This window comes from Shewanella sp. ISTPL2 (assembly GCF_013283205.1).
GTDB lineage: Bacteria > Pseudomonadota > Gammaproteobacteria > Enterobacterales > Shewanellaceae > Shewanella > Shewanella oncorhynchi.
This window is the reverse complement of record NZ_JAAPAV010000001.1, coordinates 3,563,684-3,579,943: the sequence shown is the minus strand read 5'-3', so window position 1 is coordinate 3,579,943 and position 16,260 is coordinate 3,563,684. Positions and strand designations below refer to the sequence as shown.

At 46.2% G+C, this 16,260-nt stretch carries 11 protein-coding genes; 10 read left to right on the top strand and 1 reads right to left on the bottom strand.

What is annotated here, in order from left to right; translation table 11 throughout:
- Positions 1 to 89: 89 nt before the first annotated feature.
- Entirely contained in the window at positions 90 to 869 is a 780-nt protein-coding gene (cysZ, locus tag HUB64_RS15600; RefSeq protein WP_173497359.1) for a sulfate transporter CysZ, read from the bottom strand.
- A 197-nt stretch (positions 870 to 1,066) separates the two neighbouring features.
- Between cysZ and HUB64_RS15595 the strand changes: the two genes are divergently transcribed.
- The 10 genes from HUB64_RS15595 (at position 1,067) to HUB64_RS15550 (ending at position 16,260) form a co-directional block, all read left to right on the top strand.
- The gene (locus HUB64_RS15595) at positions 1,067 to 4,483 is read left to right on the top strand and encodes a chromosome segregation protein SMC (RefSeq protein ID WP_173497358.1); all 3,417 of its coding nucleotides are present in this window, start codon (positions 1,067 to 1,069) and stop codon (positions 4,481 to 4,483) included.
- A gap of 23 nt (positions 4,484 to 4,506) precedes the next feature.
- On the top strand, positions 4,507 to 5,580 hold the full coding sequence (gene zipA, locus HUB64_RS15590) for a cell division protein ZipA (RefSeq protein WP_173497357.1): 1,074 nt from the start codon (positions 4,507 to 4,509) through the stop codon (positions 5,578 to 5,580).
- A gap of 103 nt (positions 5,581 to 5,683) precedes the next feature.
- Complete coding sequence (gene ligA / locus HUB64_RS15585) at positions 5,684 to 7,741, top strand: NAD-dependent DNA ligase LigA (RefSeq protein ID WP_173497356.1); 2,058 nt, start codon at positions 5,684 to 5,686, stop codon at positions 7,739 to 7,741.
- 248 nt (positions 7,742 to 7,989) lie between these two features.
- Positions 7,990 to 8,475: a DUF2919 domain-containing protein gene (locus tag HUB64_RS15580; protein ID WP_173497355.1), complete on the top strand. Its 486-nt coding sequence runs from the start codon at positions 7,990 to 7,992 to the stop codon at positions 8,473 to 8,475.
- Positions 8,476 to 8,697: 222 nt separating this feature from the next.
- The gene (locus tag HUB64_RS15575; RefSeq protein ID WP_131523554.1) at positions 8,698 to 9,903 is read left to right on the top strand and encodes an HD-GYP domain-containing protein; all 1,206 of its coding nucleotides are present in this window, start codon (positions 8,698 to 8,700) and stop codon (positions 9,901 to 9,903) included.
- A 56-nt stretch (positions 9,904 to 9,959) separates the two neighbouring features.
- Positions 9,960 to 10,823: an NAD(P)-binding domain-containing protein gene (locus HUB64_RS15570; protein ID WP_173244164.1), complete on the top strand. Its 864-nt coding sequence runs from the start codon at positions 9,960 to 9,962 to the stop codon at positions 10,821 to 10,823.
- Positions 10,824 to 10,944: 121 nt separating this feature from the next.
- Entirely contained in the window at positions 10,945 to 11,565 is a 621-nt protein-coding gene (locus tag HUB64_RS15565) for a thiol:disulfide interchange protein DsbA/DsbL (RefSeq protein WP_173244167.1), read from the top strand.
- A gap of 632 nt (positions 11,566 to 12,197) precedes the next feature.
- Positions 12,198 to 12,464, top strand: a complete 267-nt coding sequence (locus HUB64_RS15560) for a DUF4212 domain-containing protein (protein ID WP_006082142.1) — start codon at positions 12,198 to 12,200, stop codon at positions 12,462 to 12,464.
- An 11-nt stretch (positions 12,465 to 12,475) separates the two neighbouring features.
- On the top strand, positions 12,476 to 14,212 hold the full coding sequence (locus HUB64_RS15555) for a sodium:solute symporter family protein (protein ID WP_131523557.1): 1,737 nt from the start codon (positions 12,476 to 12,478) through the stop codon (positions 14,210 to 14,212).
- 200 nt (positions 14,213 to 14,412) lie between these two features.
- On the top strand, positions 14,413 to 16,260 hold the full coding sequence (locus HUB64_RS15550; protein WP_173497354.1) for a DUF294 nucleotidyltransferase-like domain-containing protein: 1,848 nt from the start codon (positions 14,413 to 14,415) through the stop codon (positions 16,258 to 16,260).

The window sequence follows — 16,260 nt, the reverse complement described above, 5'->3', positions numbered from 1 at the left end:
TGATTTTAACGAGGCGAAACATGATTGGATTATTGGGTCTAAAAAATTGGGGAGCAGTGCTGAGCCATGACTCAGCACTGCTGGTGTTACTACTCGGGTGCGATGGCATGGTTGCGATACGCTTCACGATACTTATCGACCCACATGGCCGTCGCGCCACAAATCGCCACTGGCATGACGATAAAGTTGACTATGGGGATCATCGAAAATAGCGTCACAGTTGCGCCAAAGCTAAAACTGGTGCCACGGGTTTGATTCAAGGCAAAGCGCATATCTTTAAAACTGACCTTGTGGTTATCGAAGGGATAATCGCAGTACTGAATCGCCATCATCCAAGCGCTGAACAGAAACCATAAAATCGGCGCCAGCGTCTGGCCTACCATAGGCACTAAAAACAATAACAAAAATACCAGTGCGCGGGGCAGATAGTATTTGAGTTTGATCCACTCACGCCCAAGGATACGCGGTAAGTCTTTGATTAAATCAATACCAGAATCGGTATTCAGCTGCTTACCAGTTAACAGCTGCTCGACTTTTTCAGCCAACAGACCATTAAAGGGGGCGGCGAGCCAGTTCATGACGGAGCTAAATACAAAAGCAAGCATCACCAGCATAGTGGTGACGGCGAGGGGCCAAAGCAAAAAGTTTAACCAGCTTAAATATTCAGGGAGCTGGGCATTCATCCAAGTGAATAGCGTATCTAACTGGCCTATGGCTACATAAATGACGCCAGCAAACAGCAGTAGGTTAATCATTAACGGAATAAATACGAAAGTGCGCAGGCCTTTACGTGTGATTAAACCAAAGCCATCGAGAAAATAATTAACGCCACTTTTGGCTGGGAAGGGCAAGGTTTTTTTCTGTGTCATATCGTTTTTCCAAAAAGTTAAGCGACAGCTATATGCGATTGTGATCAACTCATGGACAGATGACAAGCTAAAAGCCGCATGAATTCAATAAAAAGCGTTACAAAATGCTGCCTGCTTTGTTAAAGTTGCCAGCAGAATGCATTTGCACCGCTCGGCTCATTTTCGGGCCAGACTTCAGAGACGCGCTAACTGGCACCATGAGATTAAAACAGATAAAACTTGCCGGCTTTAAGTCGTTTGTCGATCCCACGAAAATTCCTTTTTTACAGGCATTAACCGCCATTATTGGCCCAAATGGCTGCGGTAAATCGAACGTGATCGATGCCGTGCGTTGGGTGCTCGGTGAAAGCTCGGCGAAGCACCTACGCGGTGATTCTATGGCCGATGTGATATTTAACGGTTCAAGCGCGCGAAAACCTGTGTCTGTGGCGGGTGTTGAACTTATTTTTGAAAACAAAGAGGGTCGCCTCGCTGGTCAGTATGCCAGTTATGAAGAAATCGCCGTTAAGCGTCAGGTGAGCCGCGACGGTGAGTCTTGGTATTTTCTCAATGGTCAAAAGTGTCGTCGTAAAGACATTACCGACTTGTTTATGGGCACAGGTCTTGGCCCGCGAAGTTATGCCATTATCGAGCAAGGCACTATTTCCCGCCTGATTGAATCTAAACCCCAAGACTTGCGTACCTTTATTGAGGAAGCCGCCGGGATTTCCCGCTATAAAGAGCGTCGGCGCGAAACTGAAAACCGTATTCGCCATACCCGCGAAAACCTCGAGCGTTTGGGCGATATTCGCAGTGAGCTCGGTAAGCAGTTAGATAAACTTGCGCAGCAGGCTAAAGCCGCTAAACAATATCGTGAGCTTAAACAGGCCGAGCGTAAGACCCATGCTGAACTCCTTGTGATGCGCTATCAAGAGTTGCAAGATCAGATGGCGAGCCTATCTGAGCAGATAAGTGCTATTGAAGTGCAGCAAGCGGCGGCGCAGTCACTCGCGCAAACTGATGAATTACAGACCACTGAATTGCAAGTGCAACTCGCGCAATTGGCGGAGCAAGAGCAGCGAGCGGTTGAAGCCTATTATCTGACCGGTACTGAGATCGCTAAGTTAGAGCAACAGCTACAGAATCAAAAGCAACGCGACGCCCAGCTCGAAACCCAGTTGGCGCAAGTCAAAGAGCAGATCCAACAAAACACCGATAAGCTTAACGGCTATAAAGCGAGTCTTAGCGCGTTAGAGCTTGAACTTGCCAAACTTGGGCCACAGCATGATGAGCAACAAGAGCTCATGGATGAGCTGCAATCCCAATGGGAAATGAGCATAGAACGCAGTCAGCAGCAGGCCGAAGTGGCGCGCCAACAGGCAGCGGATGTTTCTCAGCATAAGTTACAGCTTGAACTGCGTCGCAGCCAGTTAGCGCATCAGCAGCAATTACTGCAACACAAACAGCAGCAAAGTCGTGAGCAGCAGGCGCAACTTGTGGCGTTAATGGACGGTGATCTCGCATCGAGTATTACACCATTGCAGCAAGATATTGAGTCTTTGGATGATGCGCTCACACTGCAAAATGAAATTAATCATCAGCAAGAACAAAGTGTAAGTGCAAGTACGCAAGCCTTAGATGAAGCCCGCCATAGCGCTGAGCACATTCAGCAGCAATTAACTGCGACTAAAGCGCGCCATGAGCTGGTTGAACAGTGGTTGACTAAGCAAGAACAGCAGAGTGATAAACCGCAGTTATGGCAGAGTTTAACTGTTGAAAATGGTTGGGAAACCGCGGCCGAACTCGCCCTAAATGGCTTGTTGACCTTGCCCGTTGGCGTCACTGAAACTGAAATGGGGTTTCAAGCGTTAGCGTCACAATCAAGCCAAAGTGAATTTTTACAGGCTAAGGTGAATCTCGCCCCTTGGTTAGCGGGGCTTAAGTGGGCAAAGGATATCCATGCAGCGAAAGAACTGCTGCCACAGCTAACATCCGATGAACGGATTGTCACTGCCGACGGTTATCTACTGGGACAAGGTTTTTTAATCACTAAAACAGAGGGCGCCCAGTCACTGGTGCAACTCAGTAAAGAGCAAGCTCAGTTAGCGCAAAATATCCTCGATTTGCAACAATCCCTGCAGATTCGGCAAGACAAGATGACAGATCTTGCGGCTATTTTGCAGCAACAAAGACTGCAACTGACCGATGGCGCGCAAAAATTACATCAATTGCAGTTAGACAAAGCGACTAAGTCGATGCAGCTTAGTGGTTTAATCGAGCAAGTGAAGGCGCGCGTCGAACAGCAAAGTAAACTCGACGCGGCTTTAAGTACGAGTTTGATTGATATTGAACGCTTAAGCGAGCAATGCGAATTATTAGCAGAACAAGAAATGGAGCTCGATGAGACGCTGCAGGCTAGTGAAGATATTCAGCGGCAACTCATCCAAGACACACAGGCCGATAGTGTGCGCCATCAAGCATTAAAAGGGCGTATTACTGAGGTAGAACGTCAATTATCAGCCACTGCGACGGGGTTGCAAGCCGTGACGATGCGCATGGCCGTGAGCGCGGAGCAAATTGAATTACAGCAAGTGCGTGTCAATGAACTCATCCACTCCCGCGAGTCTGTGTTAACAGAACTTGCCAAAGTTGCCCAATTGAGTGGGGTGCAAAATAGTGTGCAGCTAACTGAACAGTTAACGCAGTTACTAAAGCAACAACATGAGCAACAACAGGGCTTAAAAGAGGTTCGTCAGCAGCAAAGTGTGCTCACAGACACATTAAACAGTATAGGAATAAAGCAAAAACAAGAGCTTGGTAAGCTTGAGGACTTGACTCAAAGCCTGAGCACGTTAAAGTTACGTCGTGAAGGAATAAAAGGCCAAGCGAATAGTCAGCTGGAAGCCTTACAAGAACAGCAAATCATTCTGTCTGAAATCCTTGGAAACTTGCCGGCAGAGGGGATGCCAGACAAGTGGCAGAGTGATTTAGATCAAATCCGGCAGAAAATTGTTCGTTTAGGTGCCATTAACCTTGCGGCGATCGAAGAATTTGAACAGCAAAGTGAGCGAAAATCTTATCTTGATCATCAAGATGACGATTTAAATAAAGGGCTTGCAACCTTAGAGGAAGCGATCCGTAAAATAGATAAAGAAACTCGAAGCCGCTTTAAGACGACATTTGATTCAGTCAACGAAGATCTCGGACGCTTATTTCCGAAAGTGTTTGGTGGCGGCCGAGCTTATTTAGCGTTAACTGACGACGATTTGTTAGAAACGGGCGTGACTATCATGGCCCAACCACCGGGGAAGAAGAACAGCACAATCCATCTTCTTTCGGGTGGTGAAAAAGCATTAACCGCTTTATCATTGGTATTCGCCATTTTTAGGCTGAATCCTGCTCCCTTCTGTATGTTAGATGAAGTGGATGCGCCATTAGACGATGCCAACGTAGAACGCTTCTGTCGATTGCTAAAAGAAATGTCACAGAGCGTACAGTTTATTTATATCAGCCATAACAAAATAACCATGGAAATGGCGGATCAACTTATTGGCGTGACTATGCACGAGCCCGGTGTGTCTCGTATAGTTGCGGTAGACATAGAGCAAGCGGTGGCGATGGCTGACGCTGGATAACTAGAAGAAAGACAGGGTAACCAATGGAAGATTTGCAACTAGTATTGTTCGTTTTAGGCGCCATAGCCATAGTTGCTGTGCTGGTGCATGGATTTTGGTCTATCAGAAGACAACAGCCTAAATCATTGAAAGATAGCCCAATGAGCAACTTTTATAAGAAACAGGCTGAGAAAGGTGAGCCGAGTCCGAAGCGGATCGATTCAGAAGGGTTTGATGCCGATGGTATTGGCGCCGTACGCGTGCGCAAAGCCGGTGAACTTGCACCTAACAACGAAACTCCTGCGGCCAATCCTTATTTGAAGCAGGAAGTAAAGTTAGAACCTAAGCCTGAATTTAAACCACAAGAGTTTAAATCAACAGAATTTAAACCAGAGTTGAAAGTTGGCCCTAAACACGAGCCTATGACAGCTCAGCCTGATTTTAGCTTGCAGCCACCCGTGGCAAAAGAGCAACACCGTGGCCCGAAAGTCTCGCGTCAAGAGCCCGTCTTGAACACTCAAGCGAGCACGCAAACTCCGCCAATGGGTCAATCCCATGCGGCTATCGTCGCGCAAAAAGCGGCTGAGCAGGAGCATGCGTTACGTAGTGCAGCTCCGCAGCAAACGGCCTTGTTTGACGAAAATGAATATAAAGAAGATAGCTATCAAGAAGAGGTTGCCGAACAAGCCGCTGAAGATGAGTTAGGTGAACCACGCGACGTACTGGTATTACACGTGGTCGCTAAAGAGGGTCTACAGCTTAACGGCGCCGAATTGCTGCCTTGTTTCTTAACCTTGAATTTTAAATATGGCGATATGAATATTTTCCATCGCCATGTGGATAATGCTGGCAATGGAAAAGTATTGTTCTCGATAGCGAATATGCTAAAGCCTGGCGTGTTTGATCCTGATAATATGGAGCAGTTCAGTACCCAAGGCGTGGTGTTTTTCATGACTTTGCCTTGTTACGGTGACGCCCTAATGAACTTTTCGATTATGCTTAACTCGGCGCGTCAACTCGCGGATGATATCGATGCGGTCGTGCTTGACGGACAACGCCAACCTTGGGGTGAGTTCACTAAGCAAGATTATTTACACCGCATTCGCGCTAACGCTTAAGCCGACACCGCAACTTGGCGGTTAATAGATTGATGAGGCCGCTATTGCGGCCTCATTTTTTGTGATCTACTTTTTGTGATCTAAAGAATTCTGGATAAAGAATATGCAAGACATTCAACTCGATACACTTCTGTCTAAAGACGTCACCCCAGAAAACGCATCGCAGGTGATGCAGGCGCTCAGCCAATCGCTGAACGAGCACAACATTCGTTACTATGTGGACGATGCTCCGAGCATTACCGATTCTGAGTACGACAGGTTGATGCAGCGTTTACTCAAGTTAGAAGCCTTGTATCCCCATTTGATTGTCGCTGATTCACCGACTCAAAGGGTGGGCGGATTAGCGCTCGCCAAATTTGATCAAATCACGCACCTTAAGCCTATGTTAAGCCTAGATAACGCCTTCGATGAGGCGGATTTCAGTGCTTTCCATAAGCGTGTCACCGATAAAGTGGGTGAGGTGAGCTTTTGTTGTGAGCCTAAACTTGATGGCCTTGCCGTGAGTATCTTGTATCGCCATGGTGTGCTCGAGCGTGCGGCGACGCGCGGCGATGGTTCAGTGGGTGAAGACATCACTGAAAATGTTAAAACCATTAAATCGATCCCGCTTAAATTACGTGGTAATGACTTCCCTGAACTCGTTGAAGTACGCGGCGAGGCTTTTATGCCAAAAGCCGCTTTTGAAGCTTTGAATGACAGGGCGCGCGCCAAAGATGAAAAACTCTTCGTGAATCCGCGTAACGCAGCAGCCGGTAGCTTGCGACAACTTGACAGTAAAATTACTGCTGCCCGTTCATTGGCTTTTTATGCCTATGCGCTCGGTGTGGTGGAGCCGGATTCCCATCCGTTAGCTAAAACCCATTTCGAGCAGTTACAGCAGCTTAAATCGTGGGGTTTACCCGTAAGTAGCGAAATTAAAGTCTGCGCTGAACTAAGCCAAGTCTATGACTACTACAAAGATATTCTCAGCCGTCGCGGTGATTTAGCCTTTGAAATCGATGGCGTAGTGATGAAAGTTAACGACATTGCCCAGCAGCAACGTTTAGGCTTTGTGGCTAAATCACCCCGCTGGGCGATTGCTTATAAGTTCCCCGCACAGGAAGAAATGACCCAACTTGAAGGCGTTGATTTTCAAGTGGGCCGCACAGGTGCTGTCACGCCAGTAGCACGCTTAAAGCCAGTGTTTGTTGGTGGCGTGACGGTATCGAATGCGACGCTGCACAATGCCGATGAAATTGCCCGCTTAGGCATTAAAGTCGGTGACACAGTGATCATCCGCCGCGCTGGCGATGTTATCCCACAAATTGTTGCCATAGTGCCCGAAAGACGCCCTGAAACGGCGACAGACATTGTATTTCCGCACAATTGTCCTGTATGTGGCAGTTTAGTTGAGCGCCTAGAAGGTGAGGCTGTGGCGCGCTGTAGCGGTGGTTTATTCTGCGAAGCGCAGCGTAAAGAAGCGATTAAGCATTTTGCATCCCGCAAGGCTTTAGATATCGATGGCATGGGCGACAAAGTCGTTGAGCAATTGATTGATAAAGAGTTAGTTCAAAGTCCTGCGGATCTGTTTAAGCTCACCGCTTCTATGATGACTATGCTTGACCGCATGGGGATGAAGTCGGCAACCAATTTAGCTGCCGCGATTGAAGCGGCCAAAACCACCACTCTTGCGCGTTTCTTATATGGCTTAGGTATTCGCGAAGTGGGCGAGGCGACGGCAGCAAACCTGGCGGCGCACTTTGCCAGTCTAGATGCGCTGCGGGTGGCAACTGTGGAGCAGTTAACCGAAGTGGAAGATGTTGGTGCTGTTGTTGCACAGCATGTGGCCCATTTTTTTGCCCAGCCCCATAACCTTGAAGTTATTGATGCTTTAGTTGCTGCAGGTGTTCATTGGCCTGCCATTGAAGCACCTAGTGCAGATGCACAGCCGCTTAAAGGCCAAACTTGGGTATTGACTGGCACCTTAAATCAGCTCAATCGCAATGATGCTAAAGCTCGGTTGCAGGCGCTGGGGGCGAAAGTGGCAGGCAGTGTCTCCAAAAATACCGATTGTTTAGTGGCAGGTGAGGCGGCAGGTTCAAAACTGGCTAAAGCGCAGGAGCTTGGTGTTAAAGTGATGGATGAAGACGAGCTGTTAGCACTTCTCGCCGCGAACGCTTGATTGGCGTCATTTCAGAGAGGGCGTTGGCTTGATGTTGATTCAATGCTGGCTGTAGCGGCTGCAGCCTTGTATCAAGGGGTGAATACCGCCGAATAGCCGATATTAAATAGTGCCTGGCCCAAGGCGCTATTTTTTTGTCTGAAAATAATCACGGTGCGGAAAGATTATCTGCTTTGGCTATTGAATTAACTGCGATTGGCACCATCTCCTTGATATGCTGTTTTAGATTTTGCTGATTGGAAACCTATTTGAATTTTAGTCACATCACTTGGCTCGATGATAAAGGCCACATTAAACCGCCCATCTTTTTATATGCGCTTTTGGCTTATCTCGCGCGTGGTTGGTGTATTTTTATCGCCTCGCTGACTCAGATGGGTGATCGTTCTGAGTTAGTGCGGATTTTTTACCCTGAAAAGTCAGATTTTTTGCTAGCACTCGGGGCGGGACTTGGCGCGGTTTTGATTTATCTTGTGGTGATAGCTGAACGTCGACGTTCGCCCCAATGGTTAAGACCGATTTTTGTGCATTTAAAATGGGGGTTGTGGTTGCTGTTGATGATTGATGGCGTTTTGTTGGGTCAGCGGTTAATCCATAGCCAATTTCTGTTTCATTGGAGTCTTGCTTTAGATGCTTTAATGTTGTTTTGGTCGAGTATTTATCTTATTAAATCGAAGCGACTCAGTTATTACCTCCGTGATTGGCCAAAAGAAGAAGCTCAAGAACTTCAGCCTTAGTTTTTATCGTATTGTTATATAATAACTTTATTTAGAACTGAGCGGTGGGGCACATGACGATGTGTTCTATCCCTCAGTTTGATAAGGATTTTTACCTTATTTCTCCATTGAATGCTTTGAATCATCTATAGTTATATGTACTTAGCTTAAATGTGCCCTGTTGGATACGCAGATGAGGTCATCTGTTTATATCCACATTACATTTGAAAGGAGTCATATTGCGTGGCAAAAGTACCTCAAAAAAAGTTGTTACTGTCAGAAATTCAACTTGGCATGAGAGTCAAGTTGCCTTTGTCATGGACGAACCACCCTTTTTTATTTAACCGTGTTGATATTAGCAGTGCCGCTCAAATCGAAATGATCCGTGGCTTAGGCGTTCCCTATGTTTTTTTGTTATCTGAATTGAATCCCGGATCGGAGACTGTTAGGGAAGATGAGGATGTTGAAGATGAAATTGAAGTTCCACCTGAGCGGGATCTTAAGGCCGATACCCGTAAGGCGATACGTTTAAGCCAAAAGCGTTTCCTTGAGAATGTAAATAACTGCCGAAATGTATTTGGCAAGATAGCCAGTGATCCCGAAGGTGCCTATCGATTGTCGGCGTCATTGGTAGAAGACTTGCTAAGCCATTTGCAGGAAGTTGAAAAACCTTTCCTCACTTTGGTCGGAATGGATGATAACGATGTCAGTGTGACCCAGCACGGGGTCTCTGTGGCAGTATTAGCAATGATGATGGGTCATGCACTGGATTTAAGCCCAAGGGAACTGCGTGATATTGCTCTTGGTAGTTTGTTACATGATATTGGAAAACTTAAGGTACCTGATGTTATTCGCCGTAAGCGCGGAGCCTTAACACCTCATGAGTCAAATTATCTGCAAATGCACCCTAATTTCGCCTATGACATGCTCAATCGTTCCGGATTATTCCCTAAAGAAGTACTCCACATTGTGCTACACCACCATGAGTTTATTGACGGTTCAGGTTTCCCTGATGGGTTAACTGATCATAAAATTCCTATCATTACGCAGATCGTGAGTTTGGCAAATGACTACGATCAACAGCTCAGTGGTCAACAAATATCCTCTCCTCAAGTCGCTTTAGGTTATTTGTTTAAGAATCGGGCCACTAAACATGCCGAATCTTTAATCGCTATTTTGGTTAAAATTCTCGGTATTTATCCACCAGGAACCATAGTGAAACTCTCCGATGGCTGTATCGCAAAAGTCATGATGACGACTAAAGATGTGAGTCAACCCCAAGTGTGGGCCTGCAAAGAGGATGGTAGTGAGCCATCGCTGCGTTTTTTAAGTAATGAAGGCGTGACAGTACAAAAAGCCATCAAGGCGGAAGAGTTGTCCGAGGGGGCGATTCGTACCTTACAAGTCGATAAAGGGATTAGTTTTTATTTTAGTTCGCTACAAACTTGAATCTTATGCGCTAAGTTCCGTATTCTATCCGCTGATGTGATTCCCTTAGGGCTAATATGGCGAATGTAAAAGCAGAAAACAGCGCAGTAAAATCCAGTGTTGCTTTGGTCGGTTGTGGATGGTTTGGTTTTGCTTTGGCAAAGCAACTTGTCCATGAGGGCTATCGAGTCACTGGCTGTAAGCGCAGTGCCGAAGAATTATCGGTATTAACTGAAGTCGGGATTGAAGCCTATCCGCTGCAATTGGGCCACGAAGCATCATCTGCCCCCGATGCTCAGGCGTTAAGCGGTTTATTTCAGACCGATTATCTGGTGGTCAATATTCCTCCACGGCTAAAGCGTGGTAATGCCGCTTATCTTGAAGAATTACAACAACTCATCGCATTAACTCAAGGCTGGCAATATCAGCGGATTGTGTTTATCAGCACTACGGGCGTATATCCGACCCAAGATAAATTGATGACAGAAGCCGATGCGATGACAGAATCAAGCGATAGCCAAGTGCTGTTAGATGCTGAAGCTTTATTTCAAGCATTGCCCCATACCTGTATCGTTCGTTTTGCTGGACTCGTCGGTCCTAAACGTCATCCTGGGCGTTTTCTTGCTGGAAAAACCGATGTGAGTGGAGCGAATGTCGCGGTAAATTTAGTCCATCTTAGCGACTGTGTGCGCGCCGTTAGCGCCATTCTCGCGGCAACTCATTCTGGATTATCAGTGGCGCCGATTTATAATCTTTGCGCACCTTCACATCCGACTAAAGCTGAGTTTTATCAAGCTGCTGCCGAATCTCTAGGTTTAGTCGCGCCAGAATTTAATCAACAATCTATGCCGAGTAAAGTCATCCAAGCTGACGCGATTGTCACAGATTTAGGCTTTCGATATCAGTATGTTTCGCCGCTGGATATGCTAGCGGCATGTTGAGAAAGGTTCATTACTGTTAAAGGTAAAAGTCGAACTTTTAGGTTATCTTTGGGTTCCAAGTTTGCTTGAGCAAATGTGTAATCCTTATTTAAACAAATGGCGAATAAAAAGAGACAATATAATGAGCGTGTTTAATCGAGTTCGACCTATAGCAGTATTTGCGTGCGGATTAATGCTGAGTGCCAGCTTTGCCCTGCAGGCTGCAAGTTTCGAGGAAGGCAAGGATTATGTCACTGTGGCGGGCATTACCGAAACGCAAAAGCCAGTGCTGCGGGAGTTTTTTTCTTATAACTGTACACATTGTTATAAGCAAGAACCGCTCATTGAGTCGACAGTAAAGCTGCTTGGCAAAGATGTGGCCTTTGAGCGTACCCCCGTTGGTGCAGGTCGTCCCGCTTGGGAATTGAGCCAGTTTGCCTATTATATGGCGCAAAAATTAAAGATGACTAAGCAAACCCATGGTGCCATTTTTAAGCAAATTCATGAGAAAGGTGAGCAATTTACCACCCTTGAGCAAGTAAAAGCCTTTTTCATTGCCCAAGGCGCTAGGGTGGATGATGTAGATGCCGCGATGAATTCCGTCGATGCTAAATTCACCCTAATGAATTATGACTCTCAAGCTGAGCTTGCTGGGATCAAGGGGGTACCGTCATTACTGGTTAATGGCCGTTATATGCTGACCTCAACCGCACATACCGCAGAAGAATTGGCGGCGTTAGTGAAGTTTTTAGCTGCGAAGTAACGGCATTTTATAGACGGACGGCGCGCGATGTATCATGCGATGAAAGTTGCTTGTTGCGAGTAACGCTTAGTCACGTTTCCTCAAGGTAGATTGAGTAACCCAGCATAGGCTGGGTTATTTTTTGTTGTAAACCTGCAAGGTGACTGTGAGTCAAACCCTAACATTTTGACGAAATAACATGATGAAATGAAACGGTAAGCAATTGGGCTGACCTAGGTTTGATGAAAGATTTAACGTCTCTAATTGATTGAGAAACTCATGATTAAAACTCTCGATAATCTAGGCTAAAAACCTCAAGTCATCTGATTTTTAGCCAGTCTAGAGCTGTATTAAAGGTCATTTAAATTTCTAATTTCCCTAGTTCAGACAATAAGTTATTTCTATTTATTGGTTGAAAATCCTCTTTCTCCATTCACATCCCACTCATTCATGTTCGACATTGGTCTAACCTGTTAAAAAAGTTAAAACCGCATCAAAATGTAATATCATTGTTAACTCTTTGAATTTGTTTCTATTCGCTATTTGCAGACAGTGTTTTGAATCACGGGTTAGACGAAAGTCGTGATTGTGCTCACACCAGCTGTTGCTAGATTAAACATGACTTAAAATTAAAACAGCACAGGGGAGTCACTATGGGTTTTGAAAACAACGACAAGGCAAAGGGTTATTGGCGCGAGAATATTCGTCTCGTACTGAGCTTATTAGCCATTTGGGCGGCAGTTTCTTTTGGATGCGGCATTTTATTGGTTGATGTACTCAATGAAGTCCATTTCATGGGATTCAAATTAGGTTTCTGGTTTGCACAACAGGGATCTATGTATGTATTCGTTGCGCTTATCTTTGTCTACGCGGCAAAAGCCAACGCCTTAGATAAAAAATATAACGTACAAGAAGACTAAGGAGCTTTGAGATGGATGTTCAAACACTCACATATATTATCGTAGGGCTCTCATTTGCGCTCTACATTGGGATTGCAATCTGGACCCGTGCGGGTTCAACCAAAGAGTTCTATGTTGCTGGCGGCGGTGTTCACCCTGTGGTGAACGGTATGGCAACGGCGGCAGATTGGATGTCAGCGGCGTCATTTATTTCGTTAGCGGGTATTGTGTCTTTCGTCGGTTACGATGGTAGCGTGTACTTGATGGGCTGGACTGGCGGTTACGTATTGCTTGCCCTTTGTATGGCACCGTATTTACGTAAATTTGGTAAGTTTACTGTGCCAGATTTCGTCGGTGAGCGTTATTACTCACAGGCGGCACGCACAGTCGCGGTTATCTGCGCTATCTTTATTTGCTTTACGTATATTGCAGGGCAAATGCGTGGCGTGGGTGTTGTGTTCTCGCGTTTCCTTGAAGTGGATGTGGATACGGGCGTATATATCGGTATGGCGGTCGTGTTCTTCTACGCGGTACTCGGTGGTATGAAAGGGATTACCTACACTCAGGTTGCCCAATACTGCGTACTGATTTTCGCCTTTATGGTTCCGGCTATTTTCCTTTCAGTGATGATGACAGGCCACTTAGTTCCGCAAATTGGTTTTGGTGCTGAGTTACTAGATGCCGCTGGCAATAATAGCGGTGTGTATTTGTTAGAAAAACTCAATAACGTTTCGGTTGAGCTCGGATTTGCACCTTACACCGACGGTTCTAAGAGCATGATAGATGTGTTCTGTATTACGGGTGCCTTGATGGTGGGTACTGCGGGTTTACCCCATGTTATCGTGCGTTTCTTCACTGTACCTAAGGTGAAAGATGCACGTATCACTGCCGGATGGTCGCTTGTTTTTATTGCGATTATGTACACCACAGTGCCTGCGTTAGCAGCGTTCTCCCGCGTGAACATGATTGAAACTATTAACGGTCCCGATTCTAAAGGTGTGGCTTATGAGTCTGCACCAGATTGGATTAAGAACTGGGAAAAAACCGGTTTGATTAAGTGGGATGACAAAAATGGCGACGGTAAAATTTACTATTCGTCAGGTAAGATTGAAGATCCCGCTAGCAAAAATGAAATGAAGATTGATAACGATATTATCGTACTTGCTACTCCAGAAATCGCTAATTTACCAGCTTGGGTTATCGCCCTCGTGGCGGCGGGTGGTTTAGCCGCTGCGTTATCAACATCTGCAGGCTTGCTATTGGTGATTTCAACGTCGGTTTCACACGACCTATTGAAAAAGAATTTAATGCCTAACCTTTCCGATAAAAAAGAGCTGCTATACGCTCGCTTGGCGGCAGGTATCGGCATTGTGATTGCGGGTTACTTTGGGGTGAACCCTCCTGGTTTCGTGGCGGCAGTGGTGGCATTCGCCTTCGGATTAGCGGCTTCCTCACTGTTCCCTGCCATTGTTATGGGTATTTTCTCTAAGACAATGAATAAAGAAGGTGCGATTGCTGGTATGTTAACGGGTCTACTGTTTACTGCGGGTTATATCATCTACTTCAAGTTTGTTGATCCAACGGCTAACATAGCTGCTAACTGGTTCCTGGGTATTTCACCAGAAGGTATTGGTATGGTAGGCATGCTGGTGAACTTCGGTGTAGCAGCGATAGTGAGTCGAGTCACTGCGGCAACACCACTGCATGTTCAGGAGATGGTTGAATCGATTCGTTTCCCTAAAGGTTCGGGTGAAGCAAGCGGCCACTAACCTTACTGCGTAATGGTGAGTATCAACACAAGAGAGCGCTTCGGCGCTCTTTTTTATGGCCTCTTTTGGCCTGCCTTTATGACTCTGTGGGGAGTCACTTTATTATGCTTGCGGCTGACTTTAGTCGAATGTAGCGTAGCGACAATGCAGGCTATAGTGATGACATCTCAGTAAAAATTCGCCTAAAGAAGGTGTTGCCTATGAATGCCAGTGAGTTACAACCCGTAGTGCAATTTCTACAGGGACTTGTGCCCTTTGATGCTCTGCCTGAGGATGTAGTCGTGCGCTGCGCTAAGGCTGTTACTGTTGGGTATTACAGCAAGGCCTCTGGTTATGTTAATTTCGACGCGAATTCGCCTAAGTTGTATATGGTGCGTAGCGGCGCCTTTGAGGTGCGCGATCCTGACGGCGTGTTGGTGGATAGAGTGGGTGAGGGTGAGTTTTTTGGCTTTTCTACTTTGTTATCAGGGGAAAAAGTCGTTAATAAAGTCGCTATTCTTGAAGACGGTCTAGTTTATCATCTGCCCCAAGCCTTGTTTGATAGCCTTAGGAGTGAGAGTCGTCACTTCGATAAGTTTTTTACCCGCGCCTTCGCAAAGCGTTTACGCCATGAGGCCCGCTTTAAGGCAAAGGATCTGACGACCACAAGTCGGATAAGTACCTTGATGTCTTCCACTCCCATCGTTATTGATGCTCAAGCTAGCGTGACTCAGGCGGCACTCTTGATGCGAAATCGCCGAGTATCGTCCTTATTGGTGACGGATAATCATAAATTGGTTGGCATCTTAACCGATAAGGATTTGCGTAATCGCGTGTTAGCAGCAGGGCTTGATGGCAGCGTTGCTGTGCATCAAGCCATGACGGTTTCACCTATCTCTATTTCCTCCAATGCATTGATTTTTGAAGCCATGCTGCTGATGAGTGAGCATAACATTCATCACTTACCTATTATTGATCAAGATAAAGCTATCGGTATGGTGACCAGTACCGACATCTTGCGCGGGCAGGGCTCACAACCGCTACTGTTGATTGGTGAGATTGAACGGCAGCAGGATCTTGCCAGTTTAATTGGCGTCAGTAAGCAAATTCCCCTATTGCTGCAAAATCTTATTAGTGCCGATGCCAGAGCTGAAGAAATTGGCCGAGTGTTAACCTCTGTCACCGATGCGCTGACGCGGCGATTAATTGTGCTCAATCAGCAATTACTCGGTGAACCGCCCATGGCCTTTTGCTGGTTGGCATTTGGCTCGCAGGGACGACAAGATCAGGCTGCGTGTTCAGATCAAGATAATGGCTTGTTAGTCGCAGAAGAGATGGATGATTTTGCTAAAGGTTATTTTGATGCCTTAACCCATGCCGTGTGCGCAGGGCTTGACCAATGCGGTTATGAATTTTGTCCCGGCAATATTATGGCGCAAAATCCCCAATGGCGGATGTCACTCAAACAGTGGCAACAGGTATTTGAAAAATGGGTCATAACGCCTGAGCCTAAGGCGTTAATGCACGCCAGCATCTTCTTCGATATGCGATCGGTTTACGGTCCACAAACCCTGTTTGATGCCTTACAGGATAAAGTCTTAGCTCAAACCCGCGATAACGATATTTTCCTCGCGGGTATGACTGGCAATTCGCTGGTGGAGTCGCCGCCGCTAGGATTTTTCCGCAAATTTGTACTCGAGCGGGATGGTAGTGAAGTTAAAGGCATAGATTTGAAGCATAAGGGCAATGCTTTGATTAACGATATTGCCCGTGTTTATGCCTTGTCTGCGGGCATTAAAGAAGTGAATACTGCAAAACGTATTCGTGCCTTGATGGATGCGAATATCCTCAATCGACAAGATGCGCTCAATTTGGCTGATGCCCACGAGTTTATCGCTCATATGCGGTTATCGAACCAAGGTTATCAACATAATCAAGGGGTAGAGGTGAGTAATTATTTGCTGCCTGGGCATTTATCTTCGCTGGTTCGTCATCAGTTACGTGACGCTTTTAAAGTCGTGCATGAGGCGCAGGCGGGGATGAAGATGAAATTTATGCGAAGTTTTTGA

Excerpts from the sequence above, each read along its gene's own strand:
- cysZ (WP_173497359.1), bottom strand. The coding sequence starts at position 869 with ATGACACAGAAAAAAACCTTGCCCTTCCCAGCCAAAAGTGGCGTTAAT.
- HUB64_RS15595 (WP_173497358.1), top strand. The coding sequence starts at position 1,067 with ATGAGATTAAAACAGATAAAACTTGCCGGCTTTAAGTCGTTTGTCGAT.
- zipA (WP_173497357.1), top strand. The coding sequence starts at position 4,507 with ATGGAAGATTTGCAACTAGTATTGTTCGTTTTAGGCGCCATAGCCATA.
- ligA (WP_173497356.1), top strand. The coding sequence starts at position 5,684 with ATGCAAGACATTCAACTCGATACACTTCTGTCTAAAGACGTCACCCCA.
- HUB64_RS15570 (WP_173244164.1), top strand. The coding sequence starts at position 9,960 with ATGGCGAATGTAAAAGCAGAAAACAGCGCAGTAAAATCCAGTGTTGCT.
- HUB64_RS15565 (WP_173244167.1), top strand. The coding sequence starts at position 10,945 with ATGAGCGTGTTTAATCGAGTTCGACCTATAGCAGTATTTGCGTGCGGA.
- HUB64_RS15560 (WP_006082142.1), top strand. The coding sequence starts at position 12,198 with ATGGGTTTTGAAAACAACGACAAGGCAAAGGGTTATTGGCGCGAGAAT.
- HUB64_RS15555 (WP_131523557.1), top strand. The coding sequence starts at position 12,476 with ATGGATGTTCAAACACTCACATATATTATCGTAGGGCTCTCATTTGCG.
- HUB64_RS15550 (WP_173497354.1), top strand. The coding sequence starts at position 14,413 with ATGAATGCCAGTGAGTTACAACCCGTAGTGCAATTTCTACAGGGACTT.